Below are 1,317 nucleotides of genomic sequence, written 5' to 3'. Positions count from 1 at the left end.
CCCAGGTAAAAAACTAGGTGGTGCTCTGAAAGGATTTTTTAATGGAGGAAAGAAATTCTTGAAGAGATTCGGTATCCATATCGATGATCTGGCAGAGCGGTTGGGGTTAGGCTCCAGACTGCAGCCTGCTGGTGGACCCCCGGACATTTCTCGGAAACCTCAGGTTGATCGGATGGATGGACAAGATAAGAGTGGGGAATCAGGTTTAAGTAGTAGTGTTAAAACAGGAATAAGATTTGATACTAAAACAATTGCACAAGATTTATCATCTCAATTTGAAGGAAGTAAAATTAGAAAGACTAAAAAGGGAGGTGGATACGGTGTTACCATTCCCATGCCTGATAAGAAAAATCTTGCTTTTGATATAAGAATTCAAGGTTTCAATTCAGGTCAACGAACTAACCCTTATTTTAAGGTTAATATAATAAATATTAAAAATGGAAAAAGTAAGGGTATGCTTGATCAATATGGCAACATTACGAATGATCCTGAAAAATTGCATATAGATTTTGACCTAAAGAATGGCAACTTTATGGAACAAATACTAAGAGTCATTAATGCGTACAAGAGTAAATGATGATAATTTATTTAATAATATTGTTATGTCTTGAAATGAGGGATTGAAAGTTGGCTCATAAAAAAAAGGAATGTTTTACTTTTCTAAAAGGACAAAAGATGGTTTCGGGGAAAATAGGAGAAGAACCAGATTGCTATTTATTTGGATTTGTTTTTTCCAATTATGAATTAATTGTTCATTGTCCATGGAGAATCAGACATGCAAATAAAATACTTATGGGAAGTGATGATTTAAAAGCATCCAAGATTACTTATCGACAAATTTATGATTTACTCCGCAATAAAAAAATTGTAAATATATATTTAAATGATGAATTATCTTCTGATTTGTATATAGGATTTGATGGGAATATTATATTAGAGTTGTTTCAAGTTAGCTCTTGGTTTGAGGCATGGGAATTAAGAGAACTTCGTTTAGATGGGCATGTTATAACTGCTCTTCCCGGGGGAGAGTTGGATGAATTATAAAAGATAAAAAGCATTGCTCGGAAAGACTGCAAAAAAGTCTTTACTGCCAATTTTTATCGTGAATTAAGCACTTCTCTGCAAATGTACAGGTCAAGTGCTTTTTTATTTCCCAAGTCTGGAGTCTGCAATTGACAGGCTCTTTTATTTTTTCATCTCTGTTTTATAGAACAGATTGCGAAGTGGAGGTCCGGTTACCGGATACTTGTTTGTCTGGATTTCTTCATATTTGTTTTCCATCGCAGGACAATGGCTGGGGGGTACAGGGTCGACCAA

General features: G+C 35.0%; 2 protein-coding genes. Both read left to right on the top strand.

What is annotated here, in order from left to right; all coding sequences use genetic code 11:
* On the top strand, nucleotides 1-577 hold a 577-nt coding region (locus H2C83_RS12850; RefSeq protein WP_181741391.1), incomplete at its 5' end, for a hypothetical protein.
* A gap of 50 nt (nucleotides 578-627) precedes the next feature.
* Entirely contained in the window at nucleotides 628-1,044 is a 417-nt protein-coding gene (locus H2C83_RS12845) for a hypothetical protein (protein WP_181741389.1), read from the top strand.
* Nucleotides 1,045-1,317: the final 273 nt, after the last annotated feature.

This window comes from Thermoactinomyces mirandus, assembly GCF_013868055.1.
Lineage (GTDB): Bacteria > Bacillota > Bacilli > Thermoactinomycetales > Thermoactinomycetaceae > Thermoactinomyces > Thermoactinomyces mirandus.
Note: the sequence above shows the minus strand (reverse complement) of the source record. Positions and strands in the feature narration are given on the sequence as shown.